15 protein-coding genes and 1 pseudogene are annotated in these 17,258 nt (G+C 67.5%); 5 read left to right on the forward strand and 11 right to left on the reverse strand.

The genetic code is table 11. The features are described 5' to 3' along the window. Nucleotides 1–156 precede the first annotated feature (156 nt). Nucleotides 157–1,329 (forward strand): CaiB/BaiF CoA transferase family protein, encoded by a 1,173-nt coding sequence (locus ACSFBL_RS20380; RefSeq protein ID WP_435517631.1) that lies wholly within the window; start codon nt 157–159, stop codon nt 1,327–1,329. A 256-nt stretch (nt 1,330–1,585) separates the two neighbouring features. Here ACSFBL_RS20380 and ACSFBL_RS20385 read toward each other — a convergent pair whose 3' ends face one another. From ACSFBL_RS20385 to ACSFBL_RS20410, 6 genes are all read right to left on the reverse strand, one after another. Next, nucleotides 1,586–3,136 (reverse strand): long-chain-fatty-acid--CoA ligase, encoded by a 1,551-nt coding sequence (locus tag ACSFBL_RS20385; RefSeq protein ID WP_435517632.1) that lies wholly within the window; start codon nt 3,134–3,136, stop codon nt 1,586–1,588. Nucleotides 3,137–3,166: 30 nt separating this feature from the next. Continuing rightward, nucleotides 3,167–3,769: a GNAT family N-acetyltransferase gene (locus ACSFBL_RS20390; RefSeq protein ID WP_435517633.1), complete on the reverse strand. Its 603-nt coding sequence runs from the start codon at nt 3,767–3,769 to the stop codon at nt 3,167–3,169. Next, nucleotides 3,766–4,848 (reverse strand): alpha/beta fold hydrolase, encoded by a 1,083-nt coding sequence (locus ACSFBL_RS20395; protein ID WP_435517634.1) that lies wholly within the window; start codon nt 4,846–4,848, stop codon nt 3,766–3,768. The genes ACSFBL_RS20390 and ACSFBL_RS20395 overlap by 4 nt, the downstream gene beginning before the upstream one ends. 3 nt (nt 4,849–4,851) lie before the next feature. Continuing rightward, complete coding sequence (locus ACSFBL_RS20400) at nt 4,852–5,310, reverse strand: hypothetical protein (RefSeq protein ID WP_435517635.1); 459 nt, start codon at nt 5,308–5,310, stop codon at nt 4,852–4,854. After that, nucleotides 5,307–6,722, reverse strand: a complete 1,416-nt coding sequence (locus ACSFBL_RS20405; protein WP_435517636.1) for an alpha/beta hydrolase — start codon at nt 6,720–6,722, stop codon at nt 5,307–5,309. The genes ACSFBL_RS20400 and ACSFBL_RS20405 overlap by 4 nt, the downstream gene beginning before the upstream one ends. Nucleotides 6,723–6,805: 83 nt before the next feature. Then, nucleotides 6,806–8,509, reverse strand: a complete 1,704-nt coding sequence (locus ACSFBL_RS20410; protein WP_435517637.1) for a hypothetical protein — start codon at nt 8,507–8,509, stop codon at nt 6,806–6,808. A gap of 258 nt (nt 8,510–8,767) precedes the next feature. Here ACSFBL_RS20410 and ACSFBL_RS20415 point away from each other — a divergent pair, with 258 nt between their 5' ends. Genes ACSFBL_RS20415 through ACSFBL_RS20425 form a run of 3 tightly spaced genes read left to right on the forward strand, consistent with a single transcriptional unit; the run spans nt 8,768 to nt 13,247 of the window. Then, nucleotides 8,768–10,636 carry an alkyl/aryl-sulfatase gene (locus tag ACSFBL_RS20415; protein ID WP_435517638.1) on the forward strand — a complete coding sequence of 623 codons (1,869 nt, stop codon included), beginning with the start codon at nt 8,768–8,770 and terminating at the stop codon, nt 10,634–10,636. A gap of 57 nt (nt 10,637–10,693) precedes the next feature. Further along, nucleotides 10,694–12,097, forward strand: a complete 1,404-nt coding sequence (locus ACSFBL_RS20420; RefSeq protein ID WP_435517639.1) for an aldehyde dehydrogenase family protein — start codon at nt 10,694–10,696, stop codon at nt 12,095–12,097. Between the two features lie 40 nt (nt 12,098–12,137). Next, on the forward strand, nt 12,138–13,247 hold the full coding sequence (locus ACSFBL_RS20425) for a Zn-dependent alcohol dehydrogenase (RefSeq protein ID WP_435517640.1): 1,110 nt from the start codon (nt 12,138–12,140) through the stop codon (nt 13,245–13,247). 449 nt (nt 13,248–13,696) lie between these two features. Here the strand turns inward: ACSFBL_RS20425 and ACSFBL_RS20430 are convergent. The 4 genes and pseudogenes from ACSFBL_RS20430 to ACSFBL_RS20445 all read right to left on the reverse strand — a co-directional run. Next, nucleotides 13,697–13,951 (reverse strand): annotated as a pseudogene (locus tag ACSFBL_RS20430) (HigA family addiction module antitoxin); the annotation flags it as partial. 15 nt (nt 13,952–13,966) lie between these two features. After that, nucleotides 13,967–14,245, reverse strand: coding sequence for a type II toxin-antitoxin system RelE/ParE family toxin (locus ACSFBL_RS20435; protein WP_435517641.1), 279 nt, complete (start codon nt 14,243–14,245; stop codon nt 13,967–13,969). A 149-nt stretch (nt 14,246–14,394) separates the two neighbouring features. Further along, the gene (locus tag ACSFBL_RS20440) at nt 14,395–14,958 is read right to left on the reverse strand and encodes a BPSL1445 family SYLF domain-containing lipoprotein (protein ID WP_435517642.1); all 564 of its coding nucleotides are present in this window, start codon (nt 14,956–14,958) and stop codon (nt 14,395–14,397) included. Between the two features lie 143 nt (nt 14,959–15,101). Continuing rightward, the gene (locus tag ACSFBL_RS20445) at nt 15,102–15,743 is read right to left on the reverse strand and encodes a response regulator (protein ID WP_435517643.1); all 642 of its coding nucleotides are present in this window, start codon (nt 15,741–15,743) and stop codon (nt 15,102–15,104) included. 234 nt (nt 15,744–15,977) lie between these two features. On the opposite strand from ACSFBL_RS20445, the gene ACSFBL_RS20450 reads away from it, so the two are divergent. Next, on the forward strand, nt 15,978–16,817 hold the full coding sequence (locus ACSFBL_RS20450) for a Crp/Fnr family transcriptional regulator (protein WP_435517644.1): 840 nt from the start codon (nt 15,978–15,980) through the stop codon (nt 16,815–16,817). Here ACSFBL_RS20450 and ACSFBL_RS20455 read toward each other — a convergent pair. Beyond that, a complete protein-coding gene (locus ACSFBL_RS20455; protein ID WP_435517645.1) occupies nt 16,814–17,194 on the reverse strand; it encodes a response regulator in 381 nt (126 codons plus the stop codon). The two genes, ACSFBL_RS20450 and ACSFBL_RS20455, sit on opposite strands and share 4 nt — an antisense overlap. Nucleotides 17,195–17,258: the final 64 nt, after the last annotated feature.

The raw sequence follows: 17,258 nt of genomic DNA on the forward strand, positions 1-17,258 counted from the left end.
GCAGCATGTGCCCGCGGTGTATCCCTGTCGGCCCCCACTACCCGATAGGGGTAGGGGGGCCGGGCGGCGTTTGCTGATCTACTCGCCTCATCGAATCGGCAGGCCTCGTTTCCCGTGTGCGCGGGGCGCTGCCTTCTGAACCAAATGGAGACTTCAATGGGTGTTTTGTCCGGCATTCGCGTCCTGGAATTCGAGGCGATCGGCCCCGGCCCCTTCGGCACCATGCTGCTCGCGGACATGGGCGCCGATGTGATCCGCATCGATCGTCCCGTGGCGCATTCGGACCTGGGCCCGCCCAAGAGCGGCCCGCGCATCGACATCACCGGCCGCGGGCGCCGCTCGGTCACGCTCGACCTGAAGCAGCCGGAGGCCGTGGCCACCGCGCTCGAACTGATCGAACGCGCGGACGTGCTCATTGAAGGCTTTCGGCCCGGCGCCATGGAGCGGCTGGGCCTCGGCCCCGACGCGGTGCTCGCGCGCAATCCGCGCCTCGTCTACGGGCGCATGACCGGATGGGGCCAGACCGGCCCGATGGCCGAACGTGCAGGCCACGACCTGAACTACATCGCGCTCTCCGGCGTGCTCTCCGGCATCGGCCCGGCAGGCGGCAAGCCCACGGTGCCTCTCAACCTCGTGGGCGACTATGGTGGCGGCGGCATGCTGCTGGCCATGGGCGTGCTCGCCGCATTGCTCAACGTGCAGCGTGGCGGCGCGGGCCAGGTCGTCGACGCAGCCATGGTCGAAGGCGCGGCCCAACTCGGATCGGTCTTCTGGGGAATGATCGCCTCGGGTGGCTGGAAAGAGCAGCGCGGCAGCAACTGGCTCGACGGTGGCGCGCCCTGGTACGACACCTATCGGACGAGCGACGGCCAATACATGACGGTCGGCGCGGTGGAAGGCCGCTTCTACGCGGAGCTGATCGACAAGCTCGGCCTCGCGGACGCCGGCCTGTCGCCGCAATACGACCGCAAGGGCTGGCCCCGGATGCGTGAAGTCTTCGAGAAGACCTTCGCCAGCCGCACGCGTGCGCAGTGGTGCGACGTGTTCGAAGGCAGCGACGCCTGCGTTGCGCCGGTGCTCGGCTTCAGCGAAGTGCCCAGCCACCCACAGCACCGCGCACGGGACAGCTTCATGGAAGTGGGCGGCGTCATCCAGCCCGCACCCGCGCCGCGCTTTTCCGCAACGCCTTCGCCCGTGCCCCGATGCGCGCCAGAGCGCGGCGAGCACGGCGCGGCGGCCTTGCGCGACTGGGGCTTCGACCCCGCCGCCATCGCCCGCCTGCGCCACCAGGGCCTCGGCCTGCAAGGCGACAGCGCCGACGCGTCCTGAGCGAAAGCGAGGCCCACCTTGGCACTCCTGCGTCAATGTCTCCTCGAAGTGCGCGCCGCGGCAGCGGCCCGCGCATCGCAATCGCCACCCCGGACGCAGGGCTCACCCTCCACCGCCCCAACTCGCAAGACGTTCAATCTCGCCCCAACGCTCGAAACCGTCACACCCCAAGTCCAGGGATACCGTGGAACCGGCTTCGCCGGGCCACTGGTATCGCCCCCTTGAGGGGGAGGTGCCGAAGGCGCCTCGGGGGTGATTAAGCCACCCGTCGTTCTCGACCTTCCCAGTACGGCTTGCGCAGCTCGTTCTTGAGGATCTTGCCGGCCGCCGACAGCGGCATCGGTTCCTTGCGGAAGTTGTAGGAGCGCGGGCGCTTGTAGCCGGCGATGAGTTCGGCGCAATGCGCATTGAGCGCTTCCTCGTCGACGTCGACGCCGTCGCGCAGGCGCAATTCCGCGTGCACGGCCTCGCCCCATTGCTCGTGCGGGATGCCGATCACCGCGCATTCCAGCACCGCCGGATGGCGCGAGAGGGCGTTTTCCACTTCGGCCGAGTAAACGTTCTCGCCGCCCGAGACGATCATGTCCTTCTTGCGGTCGACGATGAAGATGAAGCCGTCCTCGTCCATGTACGCCGCATCGCCGCTGCGCAGCCAGCCGTCCTCGATGGCGGCGCGCGTCTGCTCCGGCTTGTTCCAGTAGCCCAGCATCACGGTCGGACCGCGTGCCGCGATCTCGCCGACGGTGCCGCGAGGCACTTCGTTCATGTCGTCATCGACGATGCGGACTTCCGTCGCCGGGCTGCAGCGGCCCGCGGCGCGCAGCAGGCGCGCGTTCGGCCCTTCGAGCGCGTGGAACTCGGGGCGCAGCACGACCACGCCGCCGGCCATCTCGGTCTGGCCGTAGCCCTGGTAGAGCTGGACATTCGGCAGGCTCTTCATCACGCGCTGCAGCAGCGCCTCGGAGATGGGCGCGGCGCCGTAGATCATCTTGCGCAGCGAACCCACGTCGGTCGGCACGGCCTGAAGGTAGCGGTCGATGAAGTCGATCATCGTCGGCACCATCAGCGTCATGTTCACCTTCTCCGTCGCGATCAGGTTGCAGATCAGCGCGGGGTCGAAGCGCGGCGCGATCACTTGCGTGGCGCCGGCCGCCGTGTAGCTGAACATCGAGCTGAGCGCGGCCAGGTGAAACATGGGGGCCACGTGCAGGAACACCGTGTCCTGCTCGTACGGGCATTCGAGCGCGAAGCTCATCGTGGCCATCGTCAGGTTGTCGTGCGAGAGCATCACGCCCTTGGGAAACCCCGTGGTGCCGCCGGTGTACATGATGCAGGCCATGTCGTGGCCCTGTCCCGCGCGGTCGGCGAGCGGCGCGTTGTCGGCGATCAGGGCCTCGTACGAGGCGATGCCGGCCTGTGCGTCGTCGCCCATGTAGATGGTGCGGCGCGCGTCGACGCCGGGCAGCTTGCGCGCCATCTCGACGAAGTCCTGGTCGACCATGAAGAGCGTCGGCATGCTGTCCTGCAACGCGTAGGCATGCTCGGCCGGCGCCCAGCGCGTGTTGGCGGGCACCGCCACGCAGCCGGCCCACAGGATGGCGAACACGGATTCGATGTAGCGGTCGCTGTTGCCCGCCAGGATCATCACGCGGTCGCCGGGCTCCGCGCCCATGGACGCGATGCCGCCTGCGAGTCGTGCGACGCGGTTGGCCGTTTCGGACCAGCTGCGGCGGCGTTCGCCGAACACCGTGGCGGTGCGGCGGGGAAAGATTTGCGCCGTGCGGCGCAGCGTCTGTGTGAGTTGCATGGTTTGTCTCCGTCGTTGTCAAAAAAGCGGTCAGCCGCCGAGCGCGTCGGCCACGCCGTAGACCTCGAAGCGGGCCTGTACCTCGGCGATGTGATGACTGAGGATGGCGAGGTCGTAGGTGGTGCCGTCGCGGTCCTTCACGTGGTCGCGCAACACCGCCTCGGCCCTGAAGCCGAGTTCCTCGAAAACGGCAATGGCCGAGCGCTGGTCGACCGTCATCTGCACGTAGAGCTTGTCCAGGCCCAGGCCGAGCGCGAGCGCAAAGCACTCCTGGATCAGCAGTCGACCGAGCCCGCGGCCGCGCCACGCGGGCGAGGTCATGACGCGCAGCTCCGCCACGTGGCGCGACCAGGAGCGCGGGTCGGTAACGATGGCGGTGCAGCCGATCAGCTCGCCATTGCAGCGCGCGGCCAGGCTGGTGATGCTGCCCTCGGCCACGGAGTCGAGCCACGCGGTCACCACCTTCGGATGGCTCAGGTCGCGCCGAACGAAGAGCAGGTCATGTGTCGGCAGCTTCTGCACGAAGCGGGCGACCTCGGCGCCCTGCGAAGGTTCGAGCAGCTCGACTTCGACGGTCGCGTTGCCGATGAGGTGCTTGCGCGGATAGGCGCGGGGAGTGGTGATGTCGTTCATTCGGATCTCTTTCCAAGCCATTGGTCGAGTGCGGGCCACATGCGCTTGACCGCATTGGGGCCGGCCACCAGGCTGACGTGTCCGCCCGGCAACGTGATCTGTTCCTTGTCGGGCGAACCCGCCTGCGCCACGAGCGGTGCGGCGCATTCGGGCGGCACCAGGTGGTCGTATTGCGCGGTCACGTGCAGCAGGGGCACGGTGATGGCGTGGATGTCGACGGTGCGGCCGCCGACGCGCAGGGTGTTGTCGTACAGCCGGTTCTTCCAGACCAGTTCCTTGACGGTCTGGCGCAGGTACTCGCCCGCGAGCGGCAGCGTTTCCGCGCCGAAGCGGTCCATCATGCGGTAGCCCTTGACGTACTGGTCGTTCCACATGTTGTCCCACAGGCGCACCTGCGCGGCGACGCGCCCGGCCGGGCGTTGCGCCTCGAAGGCGCCCATCACTACCTGCGAGGGCACGTTGCCCAGCGTGTCGACCAGCCGGTCCACGTCGAAATGCCGCTGGTCGGCCATCGACTGGAACAGGGTCATCTTCTTCCAGTCGATCGGCGTGGTGAAGCACACGAGGTTCTTCAGCGGGCCTTCCGGATGGAGCGCGGCGTAGATGGTCGACAGCACGCCGCCCATGCAGTAGCCGACCAGCGTGACATCCTGTTCGCCCGAACGTTCCTGCACGCGGCGGAAGCAGTCGGGAATGAAGTCGAGCGTGTAGTCCTCGAACTTCAGGCGCTTCTCGTCGAGGGTGGGGGCATCCCAGTCCATCACGTAGACGTCGTAGCCGCGCTTGAGCAGGAACTCGATCAGGCTCTGGCCCGGTGCCAGGTCGAAGATGTAGCTCTTGTTGGTCGTCGCCATCACCAGCAGGAGCGGCACCCGATAGACCTCCGCGCTTTGCGGGTGGTAGTGGTAGAGGCCGAGCGTGCCGCGGCGGTGCATGAGGCTGCGGGGCGTGGTGCCGACGGCCGGTGCCGGCGAGCCCAGGTATTCGAGGCCCTTGAAGCTGCGCTGGATAGCGCGGTCGACCTCGGTGCGCAGGCGCTGCGTGAGGGACGCGTCTTCAGTTTTGACGGCGGCGTTCATGCGTCACCCCTTGCGCTTCGATGAACGGGCGCGCGGGGCCGCCGGAGCGGCGGAAGGCACCTTGGCACGGGCACCGACGGTCGCGGCTTTCGTTTCAGAGGGTGCGGCGTCGATCGCCAGCGCGGCGGGCGCGGCTTCCGGCGCGCGCTTCGTGCGGGCGGGCCGATGTGCCGGTGCGGGCGGCGGCAGCAGCATGTCGAGCTTGTCCTCGATGCGCCGCACGCTGGCGGCGATCGCCTCGACCTCGCCGCGGCTCGGCAAGCCCAGCCGCTCGTACACACGGGCCAGGTTCTTGTCGAGCAGATGGTGCGTGCCGAGCGATGCGCGCAGCACGAGCGCGAGCGCCTGCGAGAACTGCTCCGTCTCCATGTTGCGCGTGGTGAGGTTGTTGACACCGCCTTCGAGGCGGTCGATGGCATCGCGCCACATCGCCAGGGGGTCGAGGATCTGCTTGGGAATCATGTGGAGGTTTCCTTGGGTACCCGCTTCCGTGTGCCACGGCCTGGCGTGGCTTGCGCCCCTGCGGATGGCGGAGAGGATTCATGGGGCTTTCGCGACGGCGCGCATTGCAGGCTCGTGGCATGGGGCCAGGTCTGACGCGCTTCGAGCGCGTGGGTGTGCGCCGCCGCGCTGCGGCGCAGGAAGGCACCGGGTACGAGGCGCGATTCGAGAAGCCGGCGGGCTGCGTGGTCGGTGGTCGCGGAGAGTCGGCCGAACAGCGCCAGCCAGACGCGCTCCGCGGTGGCCCAGCCGGTCAGCGAGGTCATCAGCAGTTCGGTCATCGGCCGGAGAGGCCAGGCCGGCGCGGCGCGCGCCGCGTCCGCGACCTCGATCGTGCGGTCGGATGCGGCGTCGCCTGCGAAGGCCCTGTCGAGGGCACCGGCGATGCGATGCAGGGCGTCACGGCCCGCGTCGATCACCGAATCGAAATTGAGGAAGCCGTGGATCTGCCCGGCGTAGTGCAGCAGGTCCACCGGCACGTCGGCGTCGCGCAGGCGCGCGGCATAGTCCAGGCCGTCGTCGCGGATCGGATCGAAGCCGGCGCTGATGACCATCGCGGGCGCGACACCCTTCAGGTCGGGCTGCCGGCGGGGCGAGAGCCAGGGGTCGTCCGCATCGGGGATGTCGCCGACGTGCGCCAGCACGCCGCGCAGCAGGCGTTCGGTGATGAGGTAGCCGCTCGCGTTTTCCTCCAGCGAAGGAAACTCCGCGACCAGGTCGGTGGCCGGGTAGGCGAGCACCTGCAGGCTCAGCCTGGGCCCGTTGTTGCGCAGCACGTGTTGCGCCACCGCGGCGCAGATGTTGCCGCCGGCCGAATCGCCGCCGATGGCGATGCGGCTTGGGTCGATGCCGAGACTGCCACCGAACTGTGCCACCCATTGCAGCGCTTCGAGGAAGTCCTCGCGGCCGGCCGTCAGCGGATGCTCGGGCGCGAGCCGGTAGCGCACGGCGATGACCACGCAATCGGTGGCCAGCGCGATGCTGCGGCAGATCGAATCGCCGGAGTCCAGGTCGCCGACGATGAAGCCGCCGCCATGGCACCACAGGAACGCGGGCCTCGGCTGCTTCGAAGGTGCGCCCGAGAAGATGCGCAGCTCGATCGGCCCGCCGGGCCCGGCGATCGTCCGCTGCGTCACCGAAGCCACCCGGGGCCGGCGCCCCAGGGCCAGCGCCATGAGCCGCCAGAGCTTGCGCTGCGTGGGCACGGACCGGTTTTCGATGCGCCCCGGCGCCAGGTTGAACCAGCGCAGGAAGGCGCGGACGTCGCGGTCCGGCCGTTGCGAGCGCAGGCTCAGCGGCATGCCGCGTGCGGCGAGGCGGGTCGGTTCGGGGTTCATGGAAGCGGAGGGCTGGGGGGAGGAGGAGGTCTTCATGCACGCAGGATGCGCGGGGCTGCGCCGCGCCCGACCCCCCGGTGTGGGGGGAGGGCAATTCCGGGTGGACAGGCCTCGACGGCTCAGGGCTCGATGCGCTTCATCTTCGAGGTGTCCACGCGCACCATGCCGAAGGCCATGCCGTAGAGCAGGTGTCCGTCCGCATCGACCTTGATCGGGGCGTACATGCCGTTGAACATCGGGTTGGTGCCGGTGCGGATGCTCATCACCGTCTTGCCCGTGTCCAGGTCCATGCCGATGTGGTGGCGGTCACCCCAGCGGCCGGCGAAGTAGCCGTCAATGATGGCCATGTGGCTGCCGCCGCTGATCATCGGAACGATCGAGATCGACGACACGTCGTTGCGCGACCACTGCTGCGCCCAGGCGTGCTTGCCGTTGTCCCACTTGAAGCCGGCCGCGCCGACCGGCCCGGGTCGCGTGGCGCCGTTGACCAGGTTGACATAGAAGCTGTCGCGGCTGAGCTGGGGCTCCTCTTTGGTCAGGATGTTGTTGACCACGAAAGCCTGGTCGCCGTAGACGGACACGGATTGCTCCGACTGCACGATGTCCAGGCCCGGGCCCATGTCGACCTCGATCTGGTCGGCGATGCGCGGCGACTGCGTGCCGGGCTTCTGCTTCCAGCCCGCGGGGATGCCGTCGCGCCAGAACGACACGAGGCGCATCTTCTTTGCACCGTCGGTGATGACGACCAGCTTGTCGTCGTTCGGGCCGAAGCCCATCAGCGTGGGCGTCGAGCCCGTGCCGTCGCCGATCTTGGGCGGGGGCATCTGGATGCCGCGGTCGTACTTCGCCGCCCAGGCGCCACTGGCCTCGTCAGCGTGGATCTTGCCGTTGGCGTCGACGACCAGGCGATACATGGTCGTGTTGGACGCCACGTACACGGCGCCGCCATTGGCCTCCGGGCCGGTGGCGAAGCTGTTCATGAACGACTCGTCGGCGCCGGCGGTGGTGTACGTGTCGATGATCTCGAGCGTCTCCCGGTTCAGCGTGATGACCTTGCCGCCCAGCGTGTTGACCACGAGGTAGCCGTTGAAGGTCATACCCAGGCCGAAGGACATGTCGCCGGGCAAGTGCGTCTTGGCGCGGGCGCGTTCGTTGTCGAAGAGCGAGACGGGCAGGGTGGTGAAGCGCGCCGGCTTCATGCCGGAGGCGGGGTTCTTCGGGTCCTGCTGGTCGATGCGGAACACCTGGCGGCCGTTGCAGCCGATGAAGGCGTCGTCACGCGTCAGCACCGCGTACACGGCGCCATTGGCGATCTGGTCGGAGGAGGCCGTCGATGCACGGTTGGGCTGCGACTTCAGGTAGTCGAGCAGGCCCTTCTCATCCTTCGCTTCGATGAACTTCTGGATGGCAGTCGCCTGCGCGCGGCGTTCCTCTGCGCTCACGGGCGCGAAGTTCGGCAGCTTCACCGGGATGTCGGCGCGGGCGATCTCGACCAGCTTTCCGCCTTCGGCCCTCACCTTGCGCAGGCCGAAGCCCGACCACCACCACTGGATTTCCTGGCCGGCGACGCTGTCGCTCATGGAGGGCAGGCCGACCGATTCGTTCGGGATCAGCTGGACCGACTCGGGCGTGACCTCGAAGAAGCCACGCGGCACGGCGATGCTGGTGCTGTCGGAGGCGGCATCGTCCCAGTGCGTCTGGTTGTTGTACGACTGCGCGAGGTAGGGGTTGTGCGCCTGGGCGAGCGGCGTGCCCGCGTGGGCGGCGGCGGCGAGTGCTGCGACCGCGAGGGCGGCGCTTGCGAGGCTGAATGGCTTCTTCACGGGGAGTCCTTGTTTCGTCGATGGTTGCAGGAGGGAACGCAACCACGTCTCGATGCCGTTTGTCTCCAGCCGGGCGAAGTCTGCGTACGGGATGAATGGTCGTACCGGACGGCCCGCGCGGCCCCACCCGTCATGGGTGGAAGGGGCCGTTGGAGCAGCGGGGTTTCCCCGCCCCCCCGATCCGGGTGGATGCTGCACTGCGAGAGGCTGTTTCACTGCAAGCCAACGAAGGCGACTCGCGCAGCAATAGATCCATCCATGAACATCACCGACCCGGTGGTCCCGCTTCCGGACGCCGAAGAGAATTTCGAGAACGCCCACCGCGGCTTCATTGCCACGCTGCCGGACGCGCACATCGTCGACGGGCGCGGCCGCGTGGTGTGGAGCCTGCGCGACTACCGCTTCCTGGAGCAGGACGAACCCGCATCGACGGTGCATCCGAACCTGTGGAAGCACGCGCGGCTGAACAATGTGCACGGCCTCTTCAAGGTGACGGAGCGCGTCTACCAGGTGCGCGGGTTCGATGTCTCGAACATCAGCTTCATCGAGGGCGACACCGGCGTGATCGTGATCGATCCGCTGACCGTGTCGGAGACGGCCGAGGCCGCGCTCAGGCTCTATCGCGCGCACCGCGGGGACCGGCCCGTGACCGGGCTGATCTACACCCACAGCCACGCCGACCACTTCGGCGGCGCGCGCGGCGTGCTCGACGAGGCCGACGCGATCGCGCGGCGCGTGCCCATCGTCGCGCCGCGGGGCTTCATGTGGCACACGGTCTCGGAGAACGTGCTGGCGGGCAATGCCATGGGCCGCCGCGCGATGTTCCAGTTCGGCGTGATGCTGCCGCGCAATGCCTGCGGCCAGGTCGACTGCGGCATGGGCAAGGCCGTGCCGATGGGCACGACGACGCTCATCCCGCCGACGCGGACCATCGAGCGCGAGACCGAGACGCACACGCTCGACGGCGTGGAGATCGTCTTCCACCTCGCGCTCGAGAGCGAGGCGCCCTCGGAGATGTTCATGCATTTCCCCGGTCTGCGCGCGCTCAACACGGCGGAGATCGGCACGCAGGCGATGCACAACCTCTGCCCCTTGCGGGGCGCACAGGTGCGCGATGCAAGGGTGTGGTCGCGCTACCTGGACCAGGCGCTGGACCGCTATGCACCGACCGCCGACGTCGTCTTCGCCCAGCACAACTGGCCGACCTGGGGCAACGAGAAGATCCGTGCCTACCTGCGCCATCAGCGCGACCTCTACAAGCACCTGCACGACCAGAGCGTGCGCCTGATGAACCGCGGGCTCACCGGCATCGAGGTGGCTGAGGCGATGAAGCTGCCGGCCGCGCTCGCCGCGCCCTGGGCCAACCATGGCTTCTACGGCACGGTCTCGCACAACGTGAAGTCGATCGTGCAGCACTACCTGGGCTGGTACGACGGCAACCCGGCGCACCTGCATGCGTTGCCGCCCGAGCAATCGGGCCCGCTCTACGTCGAGTACATGGGCGGCGCGAAGGCGCTGCTGGCGCGGGCGCGCAATGACTTCGAACACGGCGAGTACCGCTGGGTGGCCGAGGTCACGAACCACCTGGTCTTCGCGCAGCCGGACAACGTCGAGGCGCGCGCGCTGTGCGCCGATGCGCTGGAGCAACTCGGCTTCGCGGCCGAGTCCGCCACCTGGCGCAATGCCTTCCTGCTGGGTGCGCAGGAGCTGCGCCACGGCGTGCCGAAGGTGCGCCGCCGCAACGTGAGCCGCGACCTGGTGTCGGTGCTGCCCATCGAGCTGCTGCTGGACCACATGGCCGTGCGCCTCGATGCCGAACAGGCCGAAGGCGTGGAGATGAGCATCGAATGGGCGAACCCCGAGACCGGCGAGTGCTGGGCGATGCGCCTCGAAAACGCGACCATGACCTACCTGCCCGGCACCGTGCGGAACGGGGCGACGGCACGGGTGAGCCTGAAGCGCGCCGCGCTGGCCGCGTTGCAATCGGACAGCGCCGGCATGCCAGCAGCCTTCGAGCGACTGGTGGCGGAAGGGCGGATCGAGGTCGACGGCGATGCCGGCAGCGTGCTGCGGCTGCTGCGCATGCTGGAAGAGTTCGACGCGATGTTCAACGTCGTCGAACCCTAGGGCGCCACGGCCTTGCCAGGGCCCTGAAGAATTGCATCAGAGAGAACCAAGGAAAACATGACATCGACTTTCAGGCCACTTTCCAATGGCCAGCTCCTCGACCTGCCCGCGACCCTGCCGGTGCTGGACCCCGCGACCGAGGAGACGATCGCCCACGTGCCCGACTGCAGCCACGAACTGCTCGACGCCACCGTTCGAGCCGCATCCGCGGCCTTCGAAGCCTGGCGCGCGGAGCCCATCGAACAACGACGCGAGCGCCTCGAAGCGCTGGGCGGTCGCATCAAGGAACACGCCGACGAGCTTGCGCTGCTGCTGACGCGCGAGCAGGGCAGGCCGCTCGCGCTCGCCAAGGCCGAGGTGCTGGGCTGCGTGCACTGGCTGCGCAGCGTCGCGAAGATGGCGCTGCCCGTTGCAGAGCGCACCGACCCTGCCGGCGTGAGCTGGTCGACCCGCCGTGTGCCGCTCGGCGTCGTCGCGGCCATCGCGCCCTGGAACTTCCCGCTCACGCTCGCGGTGTGGAAGCTCGCACCGGCGCTGCTCGCGGGCAATACGGTGGTCCTCAAGCCGTCGCCGTTCACGCCGTTGGCAACGCTGCGGATGGGCGAGCTCGCGGCCGACCTGTTCCCGGCAGGCGTTTTCAACGTGCTCTGCGGCGGCGATGCGCTGGGGCCCTGGATGACCGCGCATCCTGGTGTCGCGAAGGTGGCCTTCACCGGCTCTACCGCCACCGGCCGCCGCGTGATGGCCTCCGCCGCGCCCACGCTCAAGCACCTCACGCTGGAACTGGGCGGCAACGACGCAGCGATCGTCATGCCCGATGTCGACGTCGTGAAGACGGCGCGCAAGCTCTTCATGGGCGCTTTTCTCAACTCGGGGCAGGTGTGCATCGCGGCCAAGCGCATCTATGTGCACGATGCCATCTACGACGCGTTCGCGCAGGCCTTCGCGGCGGCGGCGAAGGCAACGCCGATGGGGCCTGGGACGCAGGAAGGCGTGATGCTCGGGCCGGTGCAGAACCGCCCGCAGTACGAACGCGTGAAAGAACTCATCGCGGCGACGCGTGCGGCCGGCCACCGTTTCCTTGCCGGCGGCGAGGTGCCTGAAGGACCCGGCTACTTCATTCCCCCGACCGTGGTGGACAACCCGCCCGACGATGCGCGGATCGTGGTCCAGGAGCCCTTCGGCCCCATCGTGCCGCTGCTGCGCTTCTCGGACGTCGACGAGGTCGTGCGCCGCGCCAACGACTCCGAGTTCGGCCTCGGCGGCTCCGTCTGGTCGAACGACATCGCGCAGGCCCGTGCCATCGGTGCGCGCCTGGAAGTCGGCACGGTGTGGATCAACAGCGTGCACCTGCTGGACCCGCTGTCGCCCTTCGCGGGCCGCAAGCAGTCGGGCGTCGGCGTCGAGAACGGCGTCGAGGGCTTGCTTGAATTCACGACGACGCAGACCATGGTCGGCTGAGGCCGTCCCATCCCTTCCTGAAAACCGAGAGATTCAAACCATGCAAATGCGCTCCAAAGCCGTCGTCTTCCGCGCCGACGGCGTGACCGTCCATGTCGAGGACATCCTGGTCGACCCGCCCGGCCCGCACGAGGTCATGATCAAGGTCGGCGCCTGCGGCGTCTGCCACAGCGACCTGTCGGTGACCAACGGCACACTGCCGCTGCCCGCGCCCGTCATCCTCGGCCACGAAGGCGCGGGCGTCGTGTGCCAGGTGGGCGAGGGCGTCACCGACCTGAAGGTCGGCGACCACGTCATCAGCAGCTTCGTCAACACCTGCGGTCGCTGCCGTTATTGCACGAGCGGCAAGCCCAACCTCTGCGACCAGGGCAACACCACGCCCTACACCCTGCCCGGCGCCCAGCCCCGCACCCGCGACGCGAACGGCCAGCCGCTCAACGTGATGGGCGGCTGCGGCGTGATGGCCGAGTACGCGACCCTGCACGAGAACAACGTGGTCAAGGTCACGCCCGACGTGCCGCTGGACCGCTGCGCGCTGGTCGGCTGCGGCGTCATGACGGGCTGGGGCGCGGCCTGCAACACCGCAAAGGTCGAGCCGGGCGCGATCTGCGTCGTGTTCGGCGCCGGCGGCGTCGGCCTGAGCACGCTGCAGGGCTGCCAGATCGCGGGCGCCACCATGATCGTCGCCGTCGACATGCTGGCCAGCAAGCTGGAACTCGCCAAGGTCTTCGGCGCCACGCACGTGATCGACGCATCGAAGTCGGAGAACGTCGTGAAGGAACTGCGCAAGCTCACCGGTGGCGGCGCCGACTATGCCTTCGAATGCGTCGGCCACGGCGAGATCGTCGCGCAGGCCTATGCGTGCCTGCGCAAGGGCGGCACGGCCATCGTGGTGGGACTGGCGGGACCGACGAACACGACCACCCTCAAGACCGCCAGCTTTGCGCTGGAAGAGAAGGGCATCAAGGGCAGCTACTACGGCTCGACGCGCCCGCGGCACGATTTTCCGAGGCTGCTGGCGCTGTACCAGGCGGGCAAGCTCAAGCTCGACGAGTTGATCACGCACCGCTATCGCATCGACGAGGCGCCACAGGCCTTCGAGGACCTGGCGCAGGGGCGCAATGCGCGGGGGGTGATCGTTTTCGATTGAGCGCTGACGAGGTTGTTTCGGCCGCCCTTGTGTCGTTCGCAGGCAGGCTAACGGTCGCGACGCCCCGGCTTGGGCGTGGGGAGCGCACGTCTGGTTCCGACTTTCGACGCCTTCCCTTTTGCCTTTTTCGGTGTTGCTGGCGGCTTCGCCGGAGCGGATGCCGAAGCGACGGCGGAAGCAGTCGGCTCCGTGGCCATTTCGCTCGAACCTGCCTCGTGGCGCCGCCATCCGATCTGCTGATTGACGGCGCCGACGATCCAGACTCTTTCGTCGACGCCGTCTTCGGCTGCGTACCTCGCAACCGTCGCGCGCATGCTGTACGGGAGGAAGGAGTCCGAGGCGGTCGTGTCCTCGTCCTGACCGGGAGCCTTGTCCTCGATGGCTTCTGCGAGGATCGCGACTTCCGATGGGGCACCGATGGGCGCGGGCTTGTCCTTCAGGGTTTGCTCCGCTTGCCACAGGTCGTACGCGCTTTGCTCGGCCAGCCATACCGCAGCGTCGCCTCCCCGGTCGACCCCTAGCCACGCTTCCAGGCGCAACGCCAGTTCGGGCGATATCGCCGCGTGTCCGTTGACCACGCGCGAAAAGGCAACGCGCGACACCCCGAGTTGCCTGGCGGCCTCGCCGACTCCCACTCCAAGTGCCGGCAATACATCGTCGCGCAGAGTCAGCCCGGGATGGGGCGGATCAAACATGCGAGTCATCTTGGCTTCCTGCTTTCAGTGGTAGTCCAGATAGTCGACCAGGATCGCGTCGCTACCCTCGAATTCAAATGTCAAACGCCAGTTGCCGTTGACCGTGACGGCCCATCGCGCGGCCTGATTGCCCTTTAAGCGATGCAGCCCCCAGCCGGGCACGTTCATCGCCTGTGGATTCGACGCTTCGTTCAAGCGCGACAGGATTCGCTTCAGCCGCGCGACATGTGAAGGCGTGATTCCGGCTTGCGTTCCTCTCTCAAACAGGGCCTGCAAGCCCTTGTGTTGAAAGGTCTTGATCACGACCGATAGTGTATCGCAATAAGATACACAAAATCGATGAGAAGAGGAGGACGTGCAGGTATTCCGTATCGCAAGGCGATGCAAAACGGAAGGTTTTCAGCCGGATCGAACGTGACTGTCCGCCGCCTGCGCCGACGGGAAATCGGCGGTCAGAGTTCGAGCTTGTTGACCTTGGTGCCGTCGAGGCTGAGGTTGGCCATCAGGCCGGCATTGCTCAGTGCGTAGCCTACGACGGGCTGCTGCGCGGTCTGCGTGTCGATGGCTGCCGATGCGCCGACCTTCAGCATGGTCACCGAGGCATCGACGCCTGCGGTCCAGCCCCGGCTCGCGCGAAACTTGTCCAGCGACTCCTGGGTCATGAAGAGCACGAAGACGGCCTTGGAGTCCGCACCGGCCAGCAGGCCGACCGATGCCGCGGTCGTGCTGTAGTAGCCGTCGGTCTTGCCGCCGACGCGCAGCGCGCCCTGGCCATAGGAGCCGCCCACGCCCAGGCCGGCCGAGAGCACCGAGGGGAACACCAGCACGCCCTTGGCCTTGCCCGTCATCTCGCGCGAACCGGGCGCCTGTGCGTAGAGCCTGGACAGAGCGCTGTCGACCGACGCGTCGATGCTGCTGCGCTTGGCCGCCGGATCGCCGCCGGTGGTGGAGGTGGTGGTACACGCCGCGGTGAGCATGGCCAGGAGCCCTCCTGCCAAGAAAGATCGCTTGTCCATGTCAGCTCTCCTGCAGTTGCGTTGAAGAAAAGTGAGCACGAAAAGGGTGTCGTGACTGCCTGGCGATTTGGCGCCCCGGACGGCCGGTGCGGGTTGATATTCATCAATCGCGCGATGCGCCTGGCGCTCCAGGCCGCCGCCGATCAGCCGATGTCGTTTTCGAGTGCGTAGCGGATCAGCTCGGCCGTGCTCGAGATCTCGAGCTTTTCCTGGATCCGTGTCTTGTGCGTGCTCACGGTCTTCACCGACAGGTGCAGCGCATCGCCGATCTCGGTCAGGCGCTGGCCGGTGGCGATGCGTCGGAGCACCTCGAATTCGCGGTCGGTCAGCAGCGAGTGGCGCGGCGCTTCGGCACTCTTGTTAACCTGGCGCACCACGCGCTCGGCAAGGCTCGCGGTCACGTAGGCGCCACCTGCGGCGACCCGGTGCACCGCACCGATGAGTTCGGTTGCGGCCGCGTCCTTGGTGACATAGCCATCCGCACCGGCCTTGAATGCCCTCAACGCGTATTGCTCCTCCGCATGCATGCTCAGGACCAGCACCCGCACGCTGGCGAACTCGGTCTTGATGCGATGGACCAGTTCCAGCCCGGTCATGCCCGGCATGGTCAGGTCGACGAGCGCGAGGTCGTATTCGTTCTCGCGAAGCAGATCGAGCGCCTGGAAGGCGGTCACGGCTTCGGTGAGCGCCCAATCGTTGGCCTCCGCATCCAGCAGGCGCATCAGGCCCTGCCGGACGATCGCGTGGTCGTCGACCAGGAGCACGCGGAGCGCGGGGTTTGGCATCACTGACTGTTATCAGCCGTCTTCCGACAAAAAGCAACCCCCAGATCTGGGGTTGTCGCCGGGCTCGATCCGTCGTTGGACGTTAGGAATATTCCGAATCGTTGGTAAGAAGAATCCGCTGTCGTTAGGAAGAATCCGCCCCTCCGCAGGGCAGGTGGCCGATGGCCGAGTCGCAAGGCGCGGTGCATTCTTCGTCCGCCGCCGGCATCCCATCGCGGCCCAAGGAGCATCCCGATGAGCGCCATCCCCTTGCAGGACTCGCAGCCCCTTTTCAGTGCCAACCGGGTCATCCGGCTTGCTGCCGTCGAGCCGCGCGAGCACACCGGCATGAAGGAGATGTTCGATCTCATTGGCGTACCGCTCGGTCAGGGTGACCGAGCGCCCGGCATGCCGCTGAACATGCGGCGTCTGCAAGCCGGCGAGACCTTGTTCTTCGAGGGCGCCCCGGCCGCTTCCATCTACGTCGTGCGCACGGGATCGTTCAAGGCCTTTCACACGGCGGAGGATGGTTACGAGCAGGTCGTCGGATTCGTACACCGTGGGAACCTGCTGGGGTGCGACGCCCTGGCCGGCGAATGCCATCTCGTCGCCGCGGTGGCCCTGGAGGAAGCGAGCGTCTTTGCCATTGCGCTGGCGGACTTCTTTGCGCTGTCCGAGAGCCATCCGGCCTTCGGTCGGGGGGTGATGCGCGCGGTGAGCAACGCGATGATCGATCTCACGCAACTGGCCGACATGATGGCCGCGGTGGCGGCGGAAGTCCGGCTGGCGAGGTTCCTGATCCATATCTCGCAGCAGACCTCGACCGGCGGGCAGCCCGCGCGACACCTGCGCCTGCAGATGACTCGCCGCGACATCGGAAGCTACCTGGGCGTGGCCCACGAGACCATCAGCCGTTCATTCACGGCACTGGCCGACCTGCACCTTGTGAATGTGGAGCAGCGCACCGTCGAAATCCTCGATCTCGCTGCGTTGCAGCAATTCGCCCAGGGTACGCGCGCACCCGCGAAGCTGCATTGCAGTTCGCTGCCCGGTGCCGGAAAACGGCCGCGCCAGGCTTTGTGCGGCGTGGCCTAGCTTCCGGTGTCGTGCGCGCTCGCGATCTCTGCGATGAAGTCGCGCGCCTGCTGGATTTCGAGGCCCTTATCGAAGTAGGCGATAGCGCCGGCATCGAGGTAGCTCTGTCGCATCGATGCCCAGCCGAACTGTGAAAAGACGACGACCTTGATGTGGGGGTGGTGCTGCGCGACGTGGCGCAGCACGAGCAGCCCTCGATCCGTGCCGCGCAACCTGGCATCCAGGACGATGAGATCCGGTTGCGTCGAAGCGATGGAAGCCAGCGCCGTCGCCAGATCGTCCGCGTAGCCGACGACTTCCACGCCCGGGGCGCTCGACAGCAGCGCACCGAAGCTCCGGTGGATGGAAACGGAGTCATCGACCAGCAACACTCTCACTGCCGCACCTCGTGCGAATCCTTGGGACGAATCGGATATTGCCCCGGATTCGGCAACCACGAAA

This window comes from Variovorax glacialis (assembly GCF_051216375.1).
GTDB lineage: Bacteria > Pseudomonadota > Gammaproteobacteria > Burkholderiales > Burkholderiaceae_C > Variovorax.